General features: G+C 68.6%; 20 protein-coding genes and 1 other RNA gene. 10 read left to right on the top strand and 11 right to left on the bottom strand.

The window, feature by feature from the left end; translation table 11 throughout:
- Positions 1-145 precede the first annotated feature (145 nt).
- The 3 genes from ACIBGM_RS39660 to ACIBGM_RS39650 form a co-directional block, all read right to left on the bottom strand.
- Positions 146-1,756 carry a TROVE domain-containing protein gene (locus ACIBGM_RS39660; RefSeq protein WP_396388486.1) on the bottom strand — a complete coding sequence of 537 codons (1,611 nt, stop codon included), beginning with the start codon at positions 1,754-1,756 and terminating at the stop codon, positions 146-148.
- Between the two features lie 279 nt (positions 1,757-2,035).
- Positions 2,036-2,433: RNase P RNA component class A (gene rnpB, locus ACIBGM_RS39655), an RNA gene on the bottom strand.
- 9 nt (positions 2,434-2,442) lie between these two features.
- Positions 2,443-2,811 carry a DUF952 domain-containing protein gene (locus tag ACIBGM_RS39650; RefSeq protein WP_396388485.1) on the bottom strand — a complete coding sequence of 123 codons (369 nt, stop codon included), beginning with the start codon at positions 2,809-2,811 and terminating at the stop codon, positions 2,443-2,445.
- A 91-nt stretch (positions 2,812-2,902) separates the two neighbouring features.
- On the opposite strand from ACIBGM_RS39650, the gene ACIBGM_RS39645 reads away from it, so the two are divergent.
- Genes ACIBGM_RS39645 through ACIBGM_RS39630 form a run of 4 tightly spaced genes read left to right on the top strand, consistent with a single transcriptional unit; the run spans position 2,903 to position 7,055 of the window.
- Positions 2,903-4,480, top strand: coding sequence for an alkaline phosphatase D family protein (locus ACIBGM_RS39645; RefSeq protein WP_396388484.1), 1,578 nt, complete (start codon positions 2,903-2,905; stop codon positions 4,478-4,480).
- A gap of 35 nt (positions 4,481-4,515) precedes the next feature.
- Positions 4,516-6,006: a S10 family peptidase gene (locus ACIBGM_RS39640; RefSeq protein ID WP_396388483.1), complete on the top strand. Its 1,491-nt coding sequence runs from the start codon at positions 4,516-4,518 to the stop codon at positions 6,004-6,006.
- Positions 6,003-6,773: a nucleotidyltransferase domain-containing protein gene (locus tag ACIBGM_RS39635; RefSeq protein WP_396388482.1), complete on the top strand. Its 771-nt coding sequence runs from the start codon at positions 6,003-6,005 to the stop codon at positions 6,771-6,773. The genes ACIBGM_RS39640 and ACIBGM_RS39635 overlap by 4 nt, the downstream gene beginning before the upstream one ends.
- 30 nt (positions 6,774-6,803) lie before the next feature.
- Complete coding sequence (locus tag ACIBGM_RS39630; protein ID WP_360521114.1) at positions 6,804-7,055, top strand: GNAT family N-acetyltransferase; 252 nt, start codon at positions 6,804-6,806, stop codon at positions 7,053-7,055.
- Here ACIBGM_RS39630 and ACIBGM_RS39625 read toward each other — a convergent pair.
- The gene (locus ACIBGM_RS39625) at positions 7,043-7,426 is read right to left on the bottom strand and encodes a GNAT family N-acetyltransferase (RefSeq protein ID WP_360520939.1); all 384 of its coding nucleotides are present in this window, start codon (positions 7,424-7,426) and stop codon (positions 7,043-7,045) included. The two genes, ACIBGM_RS39630 and ACIBGM_RS39625, sit on opposite strands and share 13 nt — an antisense overlap.
- Positions 7,423-8,271: a type I methionyl aminopeptidase gene (gene map / locus ACIBGM_RS39620; protein WP_360520942.1), complete on the bottom strand. Its 849-nt coding sequence runs from the start codon at positions 8,269-8,271 to the stop codon at positions 7,423-7,425. The genes ACIBGM_RS39625 and map overlap by 4 nt, the downstream gene beginning before the upstream one ends.
- Before the next feature lie 53 nt (positions 8,272-8,324).
- Between map and ACIBGM_RS39615 the strand changes: the two genes are divergently transcribed.
- Positions 8,325-8,513, top strand: coding sequence for a hypothetical protein (locus tag ACIBGM_RS39615; RefSeq protein ID WP_360520945.1), 189 nt, complete (start codon positions 8,325-8,327; stop codon positions 8,511-8,513).
- A 107-nt stretch (positions 8,514-8,620) separates the two neighbouring features.
- Here the strand turns inward: ACIBGM_RS39615 and ACIBGM_RS39610 are convergent, their stop codons facing one another.
- On the bottom strand, positions 8,621-9,205 hold the full coding sequence (locus ACIBGM_RS39610) for a histone H1 (RefSeq protein ID WP_396388481.1): 585 nt from the start codon (positions 9,203-9,205) through the stop codon (positions 8,621-8,623).
- Positions 9,206-9,604: 399 nt separating this feature from the next.
- On the opposite strand from ACIBGM_RS39610, the gene ACIBGM_RS39605 reads away from it, so the two are divergent.
- Together ACIBGM_RS39605 and ACIBGM_RS39600 are read left to right on the top strand one after the other, a co-directional pair.
- Positions 9,605-10,354, top strand: coding sequence for a helical backbone metal receptor (locus tag ACIBGM_RS39605; RefSeq protein WP_396388480.1), 750 nt, complete (start codon positions 9,605-9,607; stop codon positions 10,352-10,354).
- A gap of 80 nt (positions 10,355-10,434) precedes the next feature.
- Positions 10,435-10,611, top strand: a complete 177-nt coding sequence (locus tag ACIBGM_RS39600) for a hypothetical protein (RefSeq protein WP_360521125.1) — start codon at positions 10,435-10,437, stop codon at positions 10,609-10,611.
- 98 nt (positions 10,612-10,709) lie between these two features.
- Here the strand turns inward: ACIBGM_RS39600 and ACIBGM_RS39595 are convergent, their stop codons facing one another.
- Complete coding sequence (locus ACIBGM_RS39595; protein WP_360520954.1) at positions 10,710-11,207, bottom strand: NUDIX domain-containing protein; 498 nt, start codon at positions 11,205-11,207, stop codon at positions 10,710-10,712.
- A gap of 90 nt (positions 11,208-11,297) precedes the next feature.
- Between ACIBGM_RS39595 and ACIBGM_RS39590 the strand changes: the two genes are divergently transcribed.
- Positions 11,298-12,200, top strand: coding sequence for an aldo/keto reductase (locus ACIBGM_RS39590; protein WP_396388479.1), 903 nt, complete (start codon positions 11,298-11,300; stop codon positions 12,198-12,200).
- A 907-nt stretch (positions 12,201-13,107) separates the two neighbouring features.
- Here the strand turns inward: ACIBGM_RS39590 and panB are convergent.
- From panB to ACIBGM_RS39575, 3 genes are all read right to left on the bottom strand, one after another.
- On the bottom strand, positions 13,108-15,501 hold the full coding sequence (gene panB, locus ACIBGM_RS39585; protein WP_396388478.1) for a 3-methyl-2-oxobutanoate hydroxymethyltransferase: 2,394 nt from the start codon (positions 15,499-15,501) through the stop codon (positions 13,108-13,110).
- Positions 15,502-15,649: 148 nt separating this feature from the next.
- Entirely contained in the window at positions 15,650-17,494 is a 1,845-nt protein-coding gene (locus ACIBGM_RS39580) for an NAD+ synthase (RefSeq protein WP_396388477.1), read from the bottom strand.
- Positions 17,495-17,595: 101 nt separating this feature from the next.
- The gene (locus ACIBGM_RS39575; protein ID WP_396388476.1) at positions 17,596-18,762 is read right to left on the bottom strand and encodes a VOC family protein; all 1,167 of its coding nucleotides are present in this window, start codon (positions 18,760-18,762) and stop codon (positions 17,596-17,598) included.
- An 85-nt stretch (positions 18,763-18,847) separates the two neighbouring features.
- On the opposite strand from ACIBGM_RS39575, the gene ACIBGM_RS39570 reads away from it, so the two are divergent.
- Together ACIBGM_RS39570 and ACIBGM_RS39565 are read left to right on the top strand one after the other, a co-directional pair.
- Positions 18,848-19,525, top strand: a complete 678-nt coding sequence (locus ACIBGM_RS39570; protein ID WP_396388475.1) for a DUF418 domain-containing protein — start codon at positions 18,848-18,850, stop codon at positions 19,523-19,525.
- A 25-nt stretch (positions 19,526-19,550) separates the two neighbouring features.
- Positions 19,551-19,931, top strand: coding sequence for a DUF418 domain-containing protein (locus ACIBGM_RS39565; protein WP_360520972.1), 381 nt, complete (start codon positions 19,551-19,553; stop codon positions 19,929-19,931).
- Here the strand turns inward: ACIBGM_RS39565 and ACIBGM_RS39560 are convergent.
- On the bottom strand, positions 19,877-20,473 hold the full coding sequence (locus ACIBGM_RS39560) for a peptidoglycan recognition family protein (protein WP_396388474.1): 597 nt from the start codon (positions 20,471-20,473) through the stop codon (positions 19,877-19,879). The two genes, ACIBGM_RS39565 and ACIBGM_RS39560, sit on opposite strands and share 55 nt — an antisense overlap.
- Positions 20,474-20,544: the final 71 nt, after the last annotated feature.

The raw sequence follows: 20,544 nt of genomic DNA, 5'->3' as shown, positions 1-20,544 counted from the left end.
CTGGCGAACCACGAACCGCGCTTTCCTCACCCTCCGGGCCTCCTGATGCCGACCTGGGCCCCCCCCCCCCCCCCCCCCCCCCCCCCCCCCCGCCGGGGGGGGGGGGGGGGGGGGGGGGGGGGGGGGGGGGCGCCCCGCCCCCCGGCTACGGGCCTTGGGTGAAGTTGGTGATCAGGCCTGGTACTGCGGTGTCGAAGCCGGAGATGTCCAGCATGCCGGGGTCGGTGGGGTCGGCGATCGTGCTGCCGGTGGCGGTCATCGCTACGACGATCAGGCGGGCGTCGATCCCCATCTTCCGGCGGTACTCCTGGAGCGCCTGGTGCGGGTGGATGTCGCCGTACCAAGTCTCGTTGTCGGTGAAGATGAGGAACGCGTCGACCGGGATCTTCCGCCGGAGCGCGTACTGCATCGGCAGGGAGCAGTCCGTGCCGCCGAAGGGCAGGTTGGAGACCGAGCTGATCGCGTCGTTCAGGCGCTGGCGCGGGCTGATCGAGAGCGGGATCAGCTCGGACTTCCGGTAGTCGCCCTTGCTGGTGAAGCCGACGATCTCGTACGACGACTCGGTCGCCGCCGTGACCAGCGCCAGCGCTGCACTCGCCTCCCGGCAGGTGATCGGCAGACCCGACACCGACGCCACCATCGACCCCGACACGTCGAGCGCCAGCATCAGCCGCTTCCCGGTCGGCTCCACCGCGTCGTACGCCGCGTAGAACGCCGCGTCGAGCGCGTCCACGATCGGCTGCGACGGCGTCCACGACTGACTGCCCCGCGCGCCGCGGCCCGACGCGTAGGTGCGCTGAGCAACGAGCACGTTGATCGGGTGCACGCGAGCCTTCTTCAGCCGTGCGGCGTCGGACAGCTGCTCGGCCACGATCGGAGCCCACGAACCGAGCGGCTCGAGCAGTCCCAGCCGGGTGAGGCGTGGGAGTTGCCGCAGCAGCGCGGTCTGCGGGAGCCCGTTCGCGAGCAGGACGTCCCAGACCTTCGGCTCATTGAGGAACCGGTCCGGGACCATCTCCCACGACACAGCGCGGTTGAGCGCGATGACGTCGGCCACCTCGGTGACGTCCGTCGCCGCCTGGATGCGCTCGAAGGCAACGAGCAGAGACAGCCCGGACAGGTCCGCCGGACGACCGTGGATCCAGTCGAACAGCTCCCGCCGTACCGGCTCGGTCGTCTTCGGGTGCGACAGCCGCAGCAGGTCCGCATGCGACCAGCCGTCCCGCTGGCGGTACTTCAGCACCTGGTACGCGACCGCGTTGACGTCGCGCTCCGGGTCGACGTACCAGTTGCCGATCGCCCGGCGCGTGCCGCGGCCCCAGCCGCCGAACTGCTGCAGGTAGCCCGCGAACAGGAACAGGTGCGTCCCGGTGCGTGCGACCAGCGGTACGGCGGCCAGCGCTGCCCGGCGCCCCTCGTCGTCACCGAGCTTCGCCGCCGCGGCAAGGGCGAACAGCGCAGGGTTCTGCTTCGGCGCACGGCCAGCCAGAGAGATGTCCAGTACGGCGGTCACGACGTCGGTCGCACGCTTCGTCGCCAGCTCGACGACCACTCCGGCCGTCTCCCGGGTCAGCTCGCGCTCGGAGGCGTAGTACGTGCCTCCGGTGGTGCCGAGCGTGAGGAACCGGTGCAGCCGGGCGAGCTCGTCCAGCACGAACGCGTAGCCGCCGGCGCCGTTCTTCCGCTGCCGTGGGTCGGCCTGCTCGTGCTGACGCGTCTGCCGGGTGCTGATCAGAGCCAGCGGGTCGTTGGACATTCCCTTCTCCTGTCGTCTGGGCAAACAAAAGACAGGCCTGGGCGGACGTGGTGTGCCGACCGGCGTTTAGCTGCTCTAGCCGCCTGAGCTACGCCGGACCGAAGCCCGACGGCGGGACTCGAACCCGCGACCCGCCCATTAGGAGTGGTAACCGATTGACTCCGGCCCACCCAGGTCTGTCTTGCTCTAGACCATAGCCAGTTTCAGCCCGATCCAGCGAAGCATTTTGAGGGCTGTGGACAACGGAGACCGCCGGTCGGGGCGTGGGACTGTGGTGGGGGAACGGGTCGGTCTGTAAGCCGGATTCTGTGGTGGCGATCATCCATCTACGGTGACCGTTGCCGGGCACCTCCAGCGGCCTACCCGCGAGCTCGGGCGGGCAGCCCTCGGACGCTCGCGCGGGCGGTGGTTGCCCACCGCCCTTCTTGGCCTTGCTCCACGTGGGGTTTACCGAGCCTCCGCAGTCACCTGCGGAGCTGGTGGTCTCTTACACCACCCTTTCACCCTCACCCGCACTTCGGCGAACCACGGGGTTCACCGAAGCCGCTGGCGGTCTGCTTTCTGTGGCACTGTCCCGCGGGTTGCCCCGGGTGGGTGTTACCCACCACGCTGCCCTGTGGAGTCCGGACTTTCCTCGGCGCCCCTCAAGGGGACGACGCGATCGCCCGACCGACCCGTTCCAGCTCTCAGGATACGGCGTCCGCGGTCACCTCGGGCCATCGCCCGTCTGCGCCGCGCTCGTACCGCCGTACGTCGACCACCGCGTCGAGGTTCAGCGGTCCGTAGATGTGCGGGAAGCTGATGCCGATCGCGTCGAGGTCCTCATCGCACAGCGCGGACACCAGGCGCTCGGTGTCGATCACCAGCAGGCTCAGCGGCTCCTGGACGTCGTCGTACACGAAGTTCGCGACCATGGCCACCTGCTCCGGCCGGGAGGCGTGGATGAACGTCGCCCCGTCGTCGAGGCTCTTGCCTCGCGTCGACCAGCGGTAGCAGCCCGCCTCCTTGGCGGCCTCCCACTGCTCCGGGAAAGCGAGGTGCAGAATCGTCGCCATGGCCCGAGGCTATCCAGTTCGCCGGTCCGGGCCGCTGTTGCGACACTCGCAGGTCGTCTCGATGTCACCATTCGCCGCTACCGTGCCGCGCATGACACCGCCCAGAGCAGAGCTCGATCGTCGCAAGTTCCTCGGTGCCGTCGGAGGTGTCGCCGGGCTGGCGACGCTCGCGCAGTTACCGGTGGGGCCGGCGAACGCCACCCCGCGGCCGGCCGGCGGGGACTACCCGTTCACGCTGGGGGTGGCCAGCGGCGACCCGACCCCGACCGGAGTCGTGCTGTGGACCCGCCTCGTGCCCAACAAGTTCGTCCCCGGCGGCGGGATGCCGGCCACCAAGGTGCCGGTGGAGTGGCAGATCGCCCTCGACCAGAACTTCCGCCGCATCGTGCGGACCGGTACGACGTGGGCGCTGCCCGAGCTCGCGCACTCGGTGCACGTCGAGGTGGAGGGACTGGCGCCCGACCGCGAGTGGTTCTACCGGTTCCGGTACCGCTCCGACGTGTCGCCGACCGGTCGGACCCGGACCGCGCCGGTGCGCACCGGGCGGAACTCTCAGGTCAAGTTCGCGTTCGCGTCCTGCCAGGAGTGGTCGAGTGGCTACTACTCGGCCCTGCGGCACATGGCCGACGATGACCTCGACCTGGTCCTGCACCTCGGCGACTACGTCTACGAGGGCGGCATCCCGGCCGACGGCGGCTACCGGAAGACCCCTGTGCCGGCAGTGCTGGGGACCGCTCCGCGCGACGTGGAGCGCTGGCGCGTGCAGTACGCCCTGTACAAGAGCGACCCGGATCTTCAGTCCGCGCACGCCCGGTTCCCGTGGATGGTGACGTGGGACGACCACGAGGTCCAGAACGACTACGCCAACACGCAGTCGCAGTACGAGGGAGACATCTCCGCGCTGCGGGCGGCGGCGTACCAGGCCTGGTACGAGCACCAGCCGGTACGACGCCCTGCCCGGCCGACCGGTGAGGGTCCGCGGATCTACCGACGGCTGCAGTGGGGCGACCTGGCCCAGTTCGACGTGATCGACGGCAGGCAGTACCGCAGCGTCCCACCGTGCGGCTGGGGCGAGGCTGACGCTTGCACGGGCGGCTACGACCCGTCGATCACCATGCTCGGCCAGACGCAGGAGAACTGGCTGTACGACGGCCTGAAGCGCTCGCGGGCGCAGTGGGACGTGCTGGCGAGCAACGTGATGCTCAGCCGGCTCGACCACGACGGCGCCGCGGGCGATCTGCTCTGGCACGACGCGTGGGACGGCTTCCCGGGTGCCCGGCAACGGCTGATCGCGGCGTGGGACCGGGCGAACACCCGCAACCCGGTCGTCGTCACGGGTGACTGGCATTCCAGCTTCGTCAACGACATCCACGCGGACTTCGACCGCGAGGGGACGCCGGTGGTGGCGACCGAGTTCGTCGGCACGTCGCTGACCAGCAACGGCGACGGTGAGGTCTACGGGCCGTACTACGGGCCGATGATCAAGTACAACCCGCACATCAAGTTCTTCGACGGCGACCGGCGCGGCTACGTCCGCTGCACGATCGACCGCGAGGAGTTCCGGACGGACCTGCAGATGGTCACCACGGTGAGCCGCGCCGACGCCCCGAAGTACACCTACGCGTCGTTCGTCGTCGAGGACGGTCGCCCCGGTGCCGTGAAGGCCTGATCACAGGCTTGCCGAGTTCCATTAGGGTGCTCGGCATGGCGAAGGATGAGAACACCGAGTCCACGTCCGAGGCGGCGGCCGAGGAGACCAAGGCGGCGCCGCCCACGGACGACCTGGTGTCGACGCAGCATGTGCTGCCGGTCGGCCGGAAGCGGCTGAAGTACACCGCGACGACCGGCCGGATCGTGCTGCGGCAGGAGGTGCTGACCGAGGGCAAGTTCGACGGGCACAAGCCCAAGGCCGAGGTGTTCCTGACCGCCTACACGCTGGACGACGCCGACGCGAAGGACCGGCCGGTGACCTTCGCGTTCAACGGCGGTCCGGGCTCGTCGAGCATCTGGCTGCACCTCGGCCTGTTGGGCCCGCGTCGGGTGGTGTCCGGTGACGCCGGTGAGCTGGCGCCCCCGCCGTACGGCCTGGTGGACAACGCCGAGTCGTTGCTGCAGCACAGTGACCTGGTCTTCATCGACCCGGTCTCGACGGGTTACTCGCGCGCGGTCGAGGGCGAGAAGCCGGGCGACTACCACGGGTTCACGCGCGACCTGGAGTCCGTCGGTGAGGTGATCCGGCTCTGGACGTCGCGCAACGGGCGGTGGATGTCGCCGAAGTTCCTGGCCGGTGAGTCGTACGGTACGACGCGCGCCGCCGGGCTGGCCGCGCATCTGCAGGAGCGCTACGGCATGTACCTCAACGGGGTGATGCTGATCTCGGCCGCGCTCGAGTTCGGCACGCTCGACTTCACCCCGGGCAACGACCTGCCGTACACGCTGTTCCTGCCGTCGTACGCCGCCATCGCGCACTACCACGGTCTCGTGCCGGACCGGACCCTCGACGAGGTGCTCGCCGACGCCGAGCGGTTCGCGGCCGGCCGCTACCCGAATGCGCTTGCCCAGGGCAACCGGATCCCGGCCGACTACCGGGCCGAGGTGGTCACCCGGCTGGCGTCGCTGACCGGGCTCAGCGAAGACTACCTGGACCGGGTGAACCTGCGGATCGAGCACATGCGGTTCTTCGCCGAGCTGCTGCGGTCGCGCCGCCAGGTGATCGGCCGGCTGGACGGCCGCTTCACCGGCTGGGACGCGGACTATGCCGGCGAGACGCCGGGCAAGGACCCGTCGTTCAGCGCGATCATCGGGCCGTACACTGCCGCGCTGAACCACTACGTGCGGGTCGAGCTCGAGTACAAGAACGACCTGCCGTACGAGATCCTCAACGTGGACGCGGCCAAGAACTGGTCGTTCAAGGAGTTCGAGGGCCAGCAGATCACCGTGGCCGAGAAGCTCGCCGACGCGATGCGGGTCAACCCGCACCTCAAGGTGCATGTCGCGTCCGGGCACTACGACGGCGCGACGCCGTACTTCGCCACCGAGCACACGCTGGCGCGGTTGCAGATCCCGAGCGAGCTGGTCGGCAACATCGAGACGAAGTACTACCCGGCCGGCCACATGATGTACATCCACGAGGAGTCCCGGATCCAGCAGTCCGAGGACCTGGCCGCCTTCATCAGCACCGCCTCCAACCGATGACCGTCCCGGCCGAGGTCGCGGCGATCACCTCGCAGTACCTGGAGCTCATTGACAAGACGAGGCCGGGGCTGGTGCGCGGGTTCTACCTGACCGGGTCCATCCCGCTCGGCGACTACTCCCCGGGGCGCAGCGACATCGACGGTGTCGTCGTGGTCTCCGAGCCGGTGACGGATCCGGAGGTCGTCCGTGCGGTGCACGCGAAGCTGCCGGAGCGGCCGTACTTCGATGTCACCTATCTGACCGCGTCCGCGCTGGCTGCTGAGCCTGATCGCAGTACGCCGGTGGTGTACACGATCGACGGCCAGTTCCAGGACCCGGCCGCGGCCGGGTCGGTGACGCCGGTGTTGTGGTCGGAGCTGGCGCGCCAGTCAATCGCAGTATGCGCGGTGGACGGCTTGGTGGTCCACGACGACCACGAGGCGCTCGTCGACCACACTCGCGACAACCTCACGTCGTACTGGGTGCCGATGCTCGACCGTCTTGACCGGGCCATGACTGACCGGCCGGTCGATCAGCCTCTCGACGGCCGGATCGTCTCCTGGGTCGTCCTCGGCATCTCCCGCCTCCACGCACTCCTTGCCACCGGCAACATCATCTCGAAGACCGCCGCCGGCGAACACGCCCGCGCCCGCTTCCCCGCCTACTCGGCCCTCTGCACCCAAGCCATAACCCACCGTGCCGGCCACGGCATCCCTCTCACCTCCACCGACGGCACCCAGACCGTGGCCTTCGGCCGAGCCGTGATCACCTCCGCACAACACCTCTGATGCTGACCCTCATCCGGCGAGCAGGCACCGCTGAGCCAGTCGCGTCGCCGGAGGGCGTCGTACTGCGCGCGCTGTCGCCGGACGACACCTTGGAGCTCGGTCGGTTGTACTTCGCGTCCTACGAGCCGGGCGCGGCGTCCGAGTCACCGTCGGCTCGGCGTGGCCAGTGCGTTGCTCACGCGCGCGGTGTCTGTCACCTCGAGTCCACTGGCCCTCAGAGTCGCGCCGACGAACACAGCTGCTCACACCTTGTACGAACGCCTCGGTTCTCAGGAAGGGTAGATGCGGAAGCCGGTGAACTTGCGGTGGGGGAGCGAGGCGTAGAAGTTGTTGGCGGTGTCGGTGACCAGGTCGATGCGTTGGGCGCCGGTGAGCGGGGCGGCGTACTCGAGCAGTGCGCGGCCGATGCCTTGGCGACGATGAGAGGCGCGCACTGCCATCTGGGACAAGTGCGCCTGGATGTGGCCGTCGCTCTGGAGGTACGCGAATCCGACGACCTCATCGCCGTCGAGAGCCACCACGGTAGTCACACCGGGGGCGGTGAAGACGGCGTGGGCGCGCTCCGGATCAGCCGGCAGACTGGGCCAGCCTTCGGCCTCGCACAGTGCGAGCACGCCGGGTAGGTGGGCGGGCTCGTACTGCGTGAGGATCACGGGAGGGTGAGGACTTCGGCGCCGGTGTCGGTGACGACCAGGGTGTGCTCGAACTGGGCGGTGATGGACTTGTCCTTGGTGGTGGCGGTCCAGCCGTCGTCCCACAGGTCGTACTCGTAGGTGCCGAGGGTCAGCATCGGCTCGATGGTGAACGTCATCCCGGGCTCGATCACGTCGTCGAACCGCTCGTCGTCGTAGTGCGGGATGATCAGGCCGCTGTGGAACGCCGTCGCGATGCCGTGACCGGTGAAGTCGCGGACGACGCCGTACCCGAACCGCTTCGCGTAGGACTCGATCACCCGGCCGATGATGCTGACCCGGCGCCCCGGCCGGACCGCCTTGATGCCGCGGTTCAGGGCCTCCTGCGTGCGCTCGACGAGCAGCCGGACCTCCTCGTCGACGTCGCCGACCAGGAACGTCGCGTTGGTGTCACCGTGCACACCGTCCAGGTACGCCGTGATGTCGACGTTGACGATGTCGCCGTCCTCGAGCGGGCGGTCGTCGGGGATGCCGTGGCAGATCACCTCGTTGACCGACGTGCACAGCGACTTCGGGTAGCCGCGGTAGCCGAGCGTCGACGGGTACGCACCGCGCTCGACCAGGTACTCGTGGCCGACCGCGTCGAGCTCGTCGGTGGTGACACCGGGCTTCGCGGCCGCACCGACCGCCTGCAGGGCCTGCGCGGCCAGCTTGCTCGCGACCCGCATCCGGTCGACGATCTCCGGCGCCGTGACGTAGGAACCGTCGTACGGCGTCGGGCCCGGCTTCCCGACGTACTCGGGACGCGGGATGGACGCGGGGACTTCGCGGCGCGGCGAGATGATGCCGGGAGTGAGAGACGACATGGTGGGAACATTGTAGTGAGCTGCGACAAGACTCCCGGGAGGCGGTCATCCAGATGAGCGACGATCACAGCAACGAGTGGTACTACAACACCAAGACCGGCAAGGTCGAGCCTTACCAGGGCGGAAAAGCCGGCGACCGTCTCGGACCGTACAACTCCCCGGAAGAGGCCGCCCGCGCCCTGGAGAAGGTCCAGGAACGCAACGAGGAATGGGACAACGACCCCAAGTGGGACGACGACTGATCTTCACCCCGGATCGATCCCGCACAGCCTGACTCTGAACGCACCGAGGGGCACCACCGTCGACGGTGGTGCCCCTCGGGTTTGTTCAGCCGATGCAGACGGCCGGTTCAGCGAGCGACCCGGCGGGCGGCGGTCTTGCGGGCCGGCGCCTTGCGAGCCGCGGCCTTCGTGGCCGCGACCTTGCGGACCGGGGCCTTCTTCGCCGCGGTGCGCTTCGCCGCCGTGGTCTTCGTGGCGGCGGTCTTCCTCGCAGCAGTCGTCTTCTTGGCTGCGGTCTTCTTGGCGGGCGCCTTCTTCGCGACCGTCTTCTTCGCCGCGGTCGTCTTCTTCGCCACGGTCTTCTTGGCGGCCGTGGTCCGCTTCGCCGGGGCCTTCTTCGCGACGGTCTTCTTCGCTGCCGTCGTCGTCTTCTTGGCCGGGGCCTTCTTCGCGACCGTCTTCTTCGCCGCCGTGGTCTTCGTGGCGGCGGTCTTCCTCGCAGCAGTCGTCTTCTTGGCTGCGGTCTTCTTGGCGGGCGCCTTCGAGACCGCCTTCTTTGCCGCACTCACCTTCTTCGTCACTGTCTTCTTCGCTGCGCTGACCTTGCGCGCGGACGTCGTCTTCGCGGCGCTGGTCTTCCTGGCGACAGTCTTCTTGGCGGGAGAAGCCTTTTTGGCTGTCGCCTTCCCTGCGGCTGCCTTCTTGGCTGGCACTCTGCCTCCTTGGTGCGGCTGAGGAAAACCACGGTGGATTCCTCGTCGTCATGATGATGACAACACTTGGTGCCTACGTAAAGCACCCGAAACGTCTGCAGGTTAAGGCGTCCTGGCCGCCGGCCGGCGCGAAAATGCCGAAAATCCTTGTGCAGAAGGGATTCCGCCGCGCTAAGAGGATGCCTGACGGCCCGAAGAATTTCTTGGCGACACGCGCACAAAGTTCGTGTCGAACGCCCGATTCGGCGAGTGTTGTCCTCGGCAACGGCCTGCGACCGGCACGTCGTCAGGACCGCTGAAGAGTGCTCGAGACGACCTCGAGGACACCTGAAGAGAGTGTTGCCGACGACGTCCAGGACGCATGATGAGAGTGCTTGCAGACGACCTCGGGAAGGTGTGATGACAGAGCTCGTGGACGACGTCGGGAACGTCGTCGTACTGCGTTCCGAAGTGACGCGCGTGGTCAGCATCGTGCCGTCGTTGACCGAGTCGATTGCGGCGACGCACGAACACCTGCTGGTCGGCGCGACGGACTGGTGCACGCATCCACAACACCTCGACGTGGCCCGTGTGCGCGGCACGAAGAATCCCGATCTCGATCTCGTCCGCGCACTCCGGCCCGATGTCGTGGTCGCGAACGCGGAAGAGAATCGTGCTGTCGATCTCGACACGTTGCGCGCGAGTGGAATCGCGGTCTGGACCACCTCGCCGACCACAGTCGACGAATCACTCGACTCACTCGAACGCATGCTGTCCGCGATCACCGGCGATGTCCCGGAGTGGTTGCGGCAAGCACGTGAGGTGTGGAGCACGCCGTACGACGGAATGCGCCGGCGCGCTGTCGTACCGATCTGGCGGCGGCCGTGGATGGCATTGGGACGTGACACCTTCGCGGGTGATCTGTTGTCCCGGATCGGCGTCGACAACGTGCTGCGTGATTCCGGTGAACGCTATCCGCGGTTCGATCCGGATGCGTTACCCGATCACGATCTCGTCGTACTGCCGGATGAGCCTTATGCCTTTTCACCCGACGACGGTCCGGAGGCATTCACGCGACCGGCGAAGTGTGTGTCCGGGCGGCACCTCACCTGGTACGGACCGTCCCTTGTCGAGGCCCGCGAACTACTCAGCGCACAACTGCGAGCCTGACCGGACGGGCGCAGTGACGTGCGACACGATGGCTGCCCGGTCAGCTAGACGGTTAGGTATGCCTCACCTACACTCGCTGCGTGCCGCCGATGACCGCGAAGAAGAAGTGCTGCAAGGACAAGCCGAGGTGCAAGAAGTGCCCGGTGGTCCTCAAGCGGCTGGCTGACGCCGGCTGCGCGGAGCGGCTCGACCGGGTGCACTACGTCGTCGACAAGAAGATCAAGAAGAAGGTCCTCAAGGAGGCCCGCAGCCGCTGAGTGCGGACCGCCACGCCATCACAATTCACTGGCCGCAGCTGGTGTCAGGCGTGGGAGCGCAGGCGGGCGGTCGTTGTGATGGCCTGGCGGTCCGTGCTTCAGGAGGCTCGGCGGAGGGTGATGGCGTCGGCGGCCTGACGGAGGATGCCGGGGATGGTGACGTGTGCGGCCTGACCGGTCGCCTCGAGATCGTCGCCGTACCACCAGCCGTGCGCGCTGATCGTCTCCAGCTCCAACTGCTCCTGGTTGGCGAACGTGACGTCGACGCCGTCCACCGCCACCGCGAAGAACGTCTGGTGCTGGATGATCGGGCACCCGCCCCACTCGAACTCGATCGTGTTCGTCGCCACCGGTGTGCCGAGCGCATCGATCGGCAGCTGAATGCCGACCTCCTCGCGCAGTTCCCGGCGCGCCGCCTGCACAACCGTCTCACCGGCTTCGACGCCGCCGCCGATGGTGAACCAGTACGGCGCTTGCGGCTTCAGCGGATCCCAGCCGTGCAGCAGCAACACCTTGCCGTCCGGTCGGACCGGCAGGACGCGGGCCGTCGTACGCCGTACGACGGTGCCAGGTGGTGGCAGACGAGATTCGCTCACACAACAAAACGCTAGACGAGGAAGGGCATCCCGCGTCGGCCGATGCGGCGCGTCTCACAGTTGTTGCCGGGGACACCTAGGATCGAATGCATGACGGCGAGCATCGGTCTGGGCCTGGCGGCACTCGGTCGACCCGGGTACATCAACCTCGGACACGACGAGGATCTGCCGCCCGGGCGGGCGGTCGACGATCTGAGAGAGCGCACACATCAACTGCTCGAGCAGGCTTGGCAGGCTGGTGTTCGCTACTTCGACGCTGCGCGTTCGTACGGTCTTGCCGAAATCTTCCTCGGCGAGTGGCTGACGCCTGAGCGACGTGAGCAACTCACTGTCGGGTCCAAGTGGGGCTATACGTACGTCGCCGATTGGCGGCATGACGCGGATACGCATGAGGTGAAAGATCACTCGCTCGGGACTTTCGAGCGGCAGTGGCCGGAGACCGTTCAAGCGCTTGGTGGGCCGCCGGATTTCTATCTGATCCACAGTCTGACGCCGGACAGCCCCGCGCTGGGTGACGCGAAGCTGCTGGATCGGTTGCGGGCTCTGGCGGATGACGGTGTGCGGGTCGGGTTGTCGACGAGCGGGCCGCATCAGGCTGAGGCGTTGCGCGCGGCGTTGGCGCTGGGCGGGCCATTCACTGCTGTGCAGGCGACTTGGAACGTGTTGGAGACTTCGGTCGGGCCAGCGCTGCAGGAGGCTCATGACGTGGGGTGGTTCGTGGTGGTGAAGGAAGCGGTTGCCAACGGGCGGTTGACGGCCAAGGCGGGCGAGACGCCATTCAACGCGTTTGCTCGGCAGCATGGGGTTGCACCGGATTCACTCGCGCTGGGGGCTGCGGTGGGGCAGGCGTGGGCTGACGTTGTGCTGAGTGGCGCGAGTACGGCGGAACAGTTGGAGAGCAACCTGGATTATCGGACGGCCGGCCCACTCGACGAGTTCGTCCAACAGCCCGACGAGTACTGGACGGAACGGTCAGCACTGCCCTGGATCTAGCGCACGTGGTACACCCCACGCGCCCTGCGCAGCCCCTCCTGCGTCGCGTCTGCTCCGCGCGCTCCCGCCCGCCCGGCTTGTGTGCGGGCTGCCGCCCACGGTTTACGCGCTTATCGCGCGAAGGTGATTGCCGGGTTGGCGTTGTCCGCTGAGGTGGTCGGGGTCGTAGTGCTGGTGGGTATTTTGCCCACGCGTGCTGCGCAGCCGCTCGTGCGTCGCGTCTGCTTCGGCGCGCTCCCGCCCGCCCGGGTCGTGCGGGCTGCCGCCCGCCGTTTACGCGCTTATCGCGCGTAGGTGAGTGCCCGGGGTGGCGTTGTCCGCCGAGGCAGTCGGTGTCGTGCAGCCGGTGGGCATTACCTACGCGTGTAGTGCAGTCGCTCGCCCCGGTATGGCGTGCGGGCTGCCGCCCGCGGTTTACGCGCTCGTCGCGCGTGGTTGATTGCCGTGCTGGAGTTGTCCGTCGGACAGCTGCCGTCGCAGCTTCCGGGTGCTACGCAACCCGGATCGCACTCTGCTGACTTGCCGAAACAGGAACCTCGTACACCCTCTGGTTGGCGTGGACACGAGATGCCCTGTGCTGACTCCCGAGTACCTGTACGCGCCCCGGGTTTCGGCCCAGAGCATTCACATCTAAAACGCGACTCGCGACGACGCCGCCTGACTTGGCCGAAACCAGCGACCCGGCGATCCACCATGCGCGGGTTACACACGAGCCGCCTGGCACCGCCCCCTCGGCGGACAACGCCCACCTCCGGCACTCAATCACGCGTGATAAGCGCGTAGACCGCGGGTGGCAGCCCGCGGGGAGGTTCTGGGCGGGTGGGAGCGCGCGTAGCTGACGCGACGTAGGAGCGGCTGCATAGCACGCGTGGGATCGTCCACGGGCTGCGTAGTGCGGGGGTAGAAGTTAGAAGGTGTGTTCGTCGGTGGGGAAGGTGCCGGAGGCTACTTCGGCGGCGTAGGTGGTGGCTGCGGTGGTGAGGATGCCGCGGAGGTCGGCGTACTGCTTGACGAAGCGGGGCATGGTGCCGGAGCGCATGCCGGCCATGTCTTGCCAGACGAGGACCTGGGCGTCGGTGTCGCGGCCGGCGCCGATGCCGATGGTGGGGATGGTGACTCGTTTGGTGATTTCGGCGGCGACGTCGCCGGGGACCATCTCGAGGACGACGGAGAACGCGCCGGCTTCGGCGAGGGCGATGGCGTCGTCGATGAGGCCGGCGGCCTGGTCGCCGCGGCCCTGGACCCGGTACCCGCCGATGCTGTGCTCACTTTGCGGCGTGAAGCCGATGTGCGCCATCACCGGGATTCCGGACTGGGTCAGTTTCTCGACCATCGGTACGACGGTGCGGCCGCCTTCGAGCTTGACCGCGTGCACGCCGGCTTCCTTCATGAAGCGTACGGCGGTGTGGAATGCCTGCTCGGGGGACGCCTGGTACGAGCCGAACGGCAGGTCGGCGACGACGAGGGCCCGGTCGACCGCACCGGCGACGGCGCGGGCGAGCGGGATGAGTTCGTCGACGGTGACGCGCAGGGTCGTCTCGTAGCCGAAGACGTTGTTCGCGGCGGAGTCGCCGACCAGGAGGACGGGGATGCCGGCGTGGTCGAAGATCTCGGCGGTGTACTGGTCGTACGCCGTCAGCATCGCCCACTTCTCGCCACGGTTCTTCATGTCGCGGAGGTGGTGGACGCGGTACCGGCGCGGCCGCTTGCTCTGACCCGAGCCCTCAGCGGACCCAGGGGCCGGACCCGACCCCGGCGCCGCACCCGTCAACGGCCCGGCACCTGACAGCGGAGCCGAGCCGGACGACGAAACGGAGCCGGACGACGGAACGGAGCCGGATGACGAAACAGAGCCGGACGAAGGGGCTGAGCCTGATGGACCAGCTGGGGTCTGAGGCGCGCCGGCAGCCTCTGCCGGGTTCTGCGCGGCAGCCGGAGCGTTGCCGGCCGCGGCTTGGGCCCGACGGGCGCGGTGGGAACCGGTGTGCTCGTTCGCCACCTGGCTGGGGGCGTCCTGCTGGACGTCCGCACGCCGTCGCGCGCCGACTCGCTTGGGTTCTTCACTCATCGGTGTGTTGCTCTCGTACTCCGCGCTCGGGTCGGACGGGTAGCCGTTGTCGGACTGCCTTGCGGCCTCCACCATCTCCGGCAGGTACGCCGTGATGGTCGGGGCGTCCAGCGAGTTGTTGCCCTGCTGCGGGTTCGCCGGAGCCGGAGTCGGTGCGGGTCCCTGCGCCGGCGCCTGCTGTTGCTGGCTCTGGGGCTGCGCGGGAGCAGGCGGCGGTGTCGGCGCCTGGCTCGGCGGTTGCTGCTGAGTGACGCCGTTGTTGTGCGGTCCACCGTTCTGGGCGGGCGTCGGGGCGGGACCGCTCCAGATGCCGTTGGCCGTCCCGTTCGAGCTGTGCGGCGCGGGCGGGTGCGGGGTCACGCCGTTGCTGCCGGCCTGCGGGGGAGCGGGCGGGCGCTGCGGCAGTTGCTGCGGTGCACCGGGTGCCTGCCGGTTCGGCGGTACGCCGTTGCTCCCCGGACCGAATGGGCTCGGACGCCCCTGCTGCGGCGGCGGTCCGACAGGGTTCTGCTGCGGTTGCTGCCGCCGGAACGGGCTCTGCTCCTGGTAAGACGCCGGCCCGAAAGGCGACTCCTCACCACGACCAGGCTCACCACGACCCACGTCACCACGCGACGGCTCACCACGACCGGGCTCCCCACGCAGGGCCTCACCACGACCGGCCTCACCACGGAGGGCTTCACCACGACCTGGCTCACCACGCAGGGCTTCACCACGACCTGGCTCACCAGGCAGGGCCTCACCACGCAGGGCCTCACCACGACCGGCCTCACCACGCGAAGGCTCACCACGACCAATGTCGCCACGACCAACGTCGCCACGACTTGCGTCACCGCGAGACGGTTCGCCCCGGCCCGTGTCGTAGTACTGCTGCTCCCCATACGGCCGGCCCTGCGGCTGCTCGCCGTACGGAGGCTGCTGTGGTCGCGGCTGCTCGCCGTACCCGCGCTGCTGCTGGGGTTGCCCGGCCGGTGGCGGCGGGGGACCCGGCAGGTACGGCGGCTTCGGCACGTAGGGCTGCTGGGGCACCGGCCCGCGTTCGTAGGCCCTGGGGGCGTTCGGCAACGACGGCGACGGGTCGAGACCGAGGCCGTTGCCCCGGTCCCGCCAAGCTTCGTCCCCGTAGTCCGAGCGGCGGTGCTCCTCGGTTGTCCGGTTCTTCGGTCCGGTCCCGTACGGCGACGGCAGCTCGTCGTCGTCCTGGGTACCGGCCGACAGGAAGTTGTCAACCATGCCTTCATCGTCCCACCGTTGCGGAGGGTGAGCGCTACCGGCTGCGGCTGAGCGATCGCTCACATCGTCCGCGGGCAGGTCGGAGCGGTCCGTGGGCTCCACAGGAGTCCCCCACGGGGTTTCGGAGGTCGGGCGGTACCGCCAGGAATCACTCAGTGCTCTCCGCCACCTTCCGTGCCTCCTCACCGGTCGCCGGCGCCTCAGGTCCGGCGTCGTCGGACTTCACGTGCGCAGCCTTGCGCGCGTCCTCGCGCCAGGTGCTCGTGATCGGCAGCCGGCGGTCCCGGCCGAATGCCTTGTGGGTGATCTTCGGGCCCGGCGGGTACTGCCGGCGCTTGTACTCCGCCTTGTCGACGAGTTGGATCACCTTGGACACCAGGTCGGTCTCGAAGCCGGCCGCGACCAGCTCGGCGCTGCCGCGGTCCTGCTCGACGTAGTCGTCCAGCATGTCGTCGAGGAGGTCGTACGGCGGCAGCGAGTCGGTGTCCACCTGGCCGGGCCGGAGCTCGGCCGACGGCGGCTTGACGATCGAGTTCTGCGGGATCGGCGGCTGCTGGCCGCGCGCCTTCGCGTCCTCGTTGCGCCACTTCGCCAGCCGCCAGACGACCGTCTTCGGAACGTCCTTGAGCGGTGCGTACCCGCCGACCGCGTCGCCGTAGATGGTGGAGTAGCCGACGGACAGCTCGGACTTGTTGCCACAGGCAAGGACCAGGTGGCCGTCGGCGTTCGACAGGCCCATCCAGACCACCGCCCGGACCCGCGCCTGCAGGTTCTCCTCGGCCAGGCCGGTCAGCCCGAGGGTGTCGATGAACGGCTGCACCATCGGCTGGATCGGGATCACCCGGTAGTTCAGGCCGGTCCGCGCGGCGAGCTCGGCGGCGTCGTCACGGGAGTGCTCGCTGGAGTACACACTCGGGTTGGAGATGCCGAACACGTGCTCGGGCCCGACCGCGTCACACGCGATCGCGGCGACCAGCGACGAGTCGATGCCGCCGGACAGGCCGAGCAGGACCGACTTGAAGCCGTTCTTCTGCACGTAGTCGCGCAGTCCGGTGACGATGGCGCCGTACATCTCGGCCTCGTCGGCCAGCCGCGGCGCGACGGCGGAGGGGATCGGCTTGTACGCCTCGAGCGGCTCGTCGTGGAGCACGGTGTGGACGATGTCGATGCCCTTGTGCGTGCCGGACGGCGTCCCGGCCGGAGCGGGCAGGTCGAGGTCGACGACCATGCTGCCTTGCTCGAACTGCGGAGCGCGGGCGAACACCTTGCCCTCGGAGTCGGCGATCAGCGAGTCGCCGTCGAACACGAGCTCGTCCTGGCCGCCGACCAGGTTGACGTAGGCGAGCGAGCAGCCGGCCTCGCGGGCCCGGCGGCTGACCAGCGCACCGCGGACATCGTCCTTGTTGGCCTCGTACGGCGAGCTGTTCACGACGAGCAGGAGTCCGGCGCCGGCGGCTTTGGTCACCGCGACCGGGCCACCGTCCTGCCAGAGGTCCTCGCAGATGACGATGGCGACGTCGACCCCGTGGACCCGGACCACCTGGAGGGTGTTGCCGGGGACGAAGTGCCGGAACTCGTCGAAGACGCCGTAGTTCGGCAGGTGGTGCTTGACGGCGCTGGTGACGACGCGGCCCTGGTGGAGCACGGCGGCGGAGTTGGTGGGGGAGCCCTTCGGCCGGCCGAGCCGGTCGATGCCCATCGCCGTACCGGTGGCGCGGTCGAGGTAACCGCAGACCACGACGATGTCGCCGAGGCCCTCGTCGGCGAGCCGGGTGGCGAGGTCGTGGATGCGGGCCTGGGAGGCGTCCACGAACGACGCCCGCAGTGCCAGGTCCTCGACCGGGTAGCCGGTCAGCGCCAGCTCCGGGAAGGCCACGACATGGGCGCCGCGCTCGACGGCGTTACGGGTCCACGCGACGATCTTCTCGGCGTTTCCGTCGATGTCACCGACGGTCACATTGAGTTGAGCGAGGGCTACCCGAAGCTGAGGCACGGGAGCACATTACTGGTTCGTTGGCTCGAACCCACGCCCGATGTGCTCCTTGATCAAACCCGGGCTCGAACCCGAGCTCAAACCCGAGCTCGAACTCGGGCTCAAACCCTGGCCGCGACGAGGTCGAGTTCGTTGTTCTCCGGATCGGCCACCGTCGACCGGCCGGCGGCCTGCTGCACGACTCGCCCGCCGATGGCGGCAACCGCCTCGAGGCGCTCGTCGAGCCCGTCCGAAGGGACGACGAGCTCGAAGCAGATGCGGTTGCGTTGCCGGCGCCGAGCCTCGTCGGCCGCGTCCATCTGCTGGAAGAACAGCGGTGGATTGAGCCAACGCGGGTCGTAGATGTCGGAGACGTGCGCGCGAGTGTCGGCGTCGTACCCGAGCACGTGCTGCCAGAACGCCCGGACCGCCGGAACGTCGACCGCGTCGATGCCGAACTGCACGAACCGCAACCGGCTCGGGTCCGCGCTGAGGCCGAGGTCGTGCGCGGCAGCCTGAGTACGGCGGGCCAGGTCGGCGAACCGGTCGTCCTCCCACAGGTCCTTGCCGGTGTCGAGTGCGACGCCGTCCGGTCGTACGTCGACCATGAGCGGCATCCCCGACTCGTCCGCCAGACCGGCGACGGCGGTGACCAGGTCGATGGTCTGCGCGGGCGACGTGGTCGGGTAGAAGGTCATCCCGCCGAACAGCAGCCGCCAGTCGGCAGCGTCGTCGAAGGCCTCGCCGCCGACGATGTCGACCTCGTTGCCTTCCGCATCAGCAACAGTGCTGTAGTAGTCGCCGGCGAACGCTTCCCGCCCGCCGGCCGCGGCGACCGTCTCCCTGGCCGCCGCGAGCGTCCACGGACGTACGACGTCGACGTGCACCCGGTTGCGCAACGGCCGCGCCTCATCCAGCCGCCCGAAAACGAAGCCCGGATCCCGCCGCAGCGGATCCACGAGAGCGTCGCGTGCCTCATACCCGAGTACGGCGCTCCAGAACTGCACCACCGATCGGTCGGCGGCATCGATCCGCACCTGAAGCGCCTGCAGAGCAGCGGGGTCGGGGAGGAGGTCGAGGTCCAGGGCTGCCGTCGAGACCGCCTGCGTCGTCGCCGCATCCACCGGACCCCGGAACCGCACCTGCACCCCGCGGTCCCGCAGGTTCACGTCCGGCAGTTCGCCGGTCAGCTCCTGGATCCGGCCGACCAGGGCCGCGCCGGCGCTTTGTGACGGGGCGACGAACCACGTACTCGTTCCGAACGGCAGGTCCCACCACTCGCGGCTCATGCCGACGACAGTAGCGACGAAGGTTCCACCCGTCGCTGACTTTGGGTGGATGTGAGGGGTCTCGGCGGCCGATTTACTGAGAGACATGACATCTCAGGGTGGGCCGACGGGGTTGAGCGAGCGGGCGCTGGGTCCGGATCTCGCTCGCGGCTTCATGCTGCTGTTCATCGCGCTGGCGAACTCGCACTACTTCGTCCACGGTGGCTCGATCTTCGGCGGCTTCCCGACCGACGGCTCGGCCGTGGACCGAGTGGTGGCGTTCCTGATCTCGACTGTGGTCGACGGCCGGGCGTTCCCGATGTTCGGCCTGCTGTTCGGGTACGGCGTCGCGCAGATCGTCCGCCGGCAGCGGGAGGCAGGCAAGGAGTGGAAGCCGATCCGCAAGCTGCTCCGGCGGCGCAGCCTGGTGCTCGTCGTACTCGGCTTCCTGCACGCGATGCTGCTGTACGTCGGCGACATCCTCGCGGCGTACGGCGTACTCCTCTTCCTCGGTGTCTGGGCGCTGCGCTGGAAAGACCGCTGGCTGTTCATCGTGGCCGCGTTCGTACTGGTGATCTCGTCGCTGCCGAGTGACGACTCTCTCTCGACCGCGACCGACGCTGCCGACGGGTCGATGCTGCCGGTGAACCTGCTCGACCAGTTCGCCGAGCGGATCGTCGTACAGCCGTTCATTGCGCTGCTCGGCCCGATCGGGTTCATCGCGCCGTTCCTGATCGGCCTGTGGGCCGGCCGTCGGCGCATCCTCGAACGCCCGGCCGAGTGACGACACCCTCTCGATCGTCGGGCCGTTGCACGACACGTCCGGCGTACTGGGTGGGTTCGGGTACGCCGCCTTGATCGTCCTGATCGCGCTGCGGTTGGGCGATCGCCAGGGCCGATTCACCCTGGCGATCGCGGCGGTCGGGCAACGTTCACTGACGTGCTACCTGGCCCAGTCCGTGGTCTGGGCTGTCGTGTTCACGCCGTACTTGCTCGATCTGTCCCGGACGCTCAGCACGGCCACGACGGCGCTGCTCGCGATCGCGACCTGGCTGGCGACCGTTCTGCTGGCCGTGCGGATGCGGCAGTCCGGCTATCGCGGACCGTTCGAGATCCTCATCCGGCGGTTCACCTATCAGCCGTCCAGGACCGCGGCCACGCGGTCGCGCAGCTCCGGCAGCCGGGCGTAGAAGACGTTGCCGGGGCATTGGGTTGCGTTGTAGTCGCGGTGGCCGACGATCGCCGCGTGCGGGTCGAGGCTGTACTTCGTGCACAGCCAGGCACACGTCAGCACGGACATGTCGAACAGCGCGACCGGTACGTCGACGCTCGTGTAGAGACCCTCGTGCTCGATGCCGATGGTGTGGCTGTTGTGGTTGGCGGTCTGGGCGCCGAGGACGTTCTGGCCGTTGTTGATCGACGACAACGACTTGCTGCGGCCCTCCATCAGGTAGCCGCCGCGGCTGATCGTGAGCTGGTTGCCGATGTCGATCCAGCCGTTGTCGTCCATGTGCAGGTCCTGGATCCAGTGCTGCACCCGGTACGCCGCCGCGAGCGAGTAGTCGGTGACGTTCGCGCTGGCGGTGTGGTGGATGACGATGTGGTCGGGCTTGCCGATCACCTGGGTGGCGGACCGGGGTGGCCGGGCGGACCACTCGGTGCGGGTGTAGCAGCGCGGTGCGGGCGCCGCGTGGGCTGCGGTCGTCGGAAGGGCGACGCCACCGAGCAGCACGCCTCCTGCGGCGGCGCCGCGGAGGAGGGTGCGCCGGGACGTCCGGGCAGTTGGAAACTTTCTGGGGCGGT

Origin of the sequence: Kribbella sp. NPDC050470, from assembly GCF_044458365.1 — a bacterium.
GTDB lineage: Bacteria > Actinomycetota > Actinomycetes > Propionibacteriales > Kribbellaceae > Kribbella.
The sequence above is the reverse complement of the archived record's forward strand: the minus strand, read 5'-3'. Positions and strand labels throughout refer to the sequence as shown.